1 protein-coding gene is annotated in these 906 nt (G+C 71.6%); it reads left to right on the forward strand.

The window, feature by feature from the left end:
* Positions 1 to 293 precede the first annotated feature (293 nt).
* A complete protein-coding gene (locus AC31A1_RS52015; protein ID WP_489660011.1) occupies positions 294 to 887 on the forward strand; it encodes a GNAT family N-acetyltransferase in 594 nt (197 codons plus the stop codon).
* Positions 888 to 906: the final 19 nt, after the last annotated feature.

Here is a 906-nt window from a genome sequence, read left to right on the forward strand (position 1 = left end):
CGGGTGGGGGTGGCCGTCCCTGGGGGCTGCGCCCCCAGACCCCCATCGGCCCTGAAGGGGCCTCGTCCTCAAACGCCGGACGGGCTGGATTTTGCGGGCCTGAGTTTCAAGTCGCGGCCGACGGGCTGAGTAATGCCGGCCTGTGTTTCGAGGCGCGGGCGACGGGCTGGATGGTGCCGGCCTGTGTTTCGAGTTGCGGGTGACGGGCTGGATGGTGCCGGCCGGGATGGGACGGCCCCGGTAGGGGCCGGGTGATGGTGGCCCAGGCGGAAACGGTGCGTACCGTGCGTCGTATGACCTCTGCCCGTGTCGCCACCTCCGCCGATCTCGACGCCATCGTCGCCACCTTCACCAGCGCCTTCTTCCACGACCCGGTCTGGGGGCCCGTCTTCCCCGACGAGCGGCGGCGGGCCGGGCAGGCGGCCGTGATGTGGCGTGTCTATGCCGCCTCCGCGCTGCGCTATCCCTGGACGCTGGTGACTCCGGGCGTGGAGGCCGCGGCGGTCTTCATTCCGCCGGGGGGTGTCGAGTTGACCGAGGAGGAGGTTGCCGGGCTGGAGGGGCGGCTGGCCGCGGTCACCGATGCCGGGACGGCCCGGGCGATCATGGTGGTGGGGGAGCAGTTCGAGGCGGCGCATCCCGCCGAGCCGTCCTTCTATCTCACCGTCCTGGGTACGCACGCCGACCACCGGGGCAAGGGCCTGGGGATGGGTCTGGTGGCTGAGGGGCTCACGCGTGTCGACGCGCTCGGCGCTCCCGTCTACCTGGAGTCGACCAACCCGGCCAACAACAAGCGCTACGAGAGCGTCGGGTTCGTCCCTCGCGACGAGATCGTCACCGCCGGCGGCCAGGTGGTCACGACGATGTGGCGTCCGGCCGCCCGCTGAGCCCCGTCCCGTCCCCTGT

Source organism: Streptomyces sp. P5F9 (assembly GCF_057961495.1).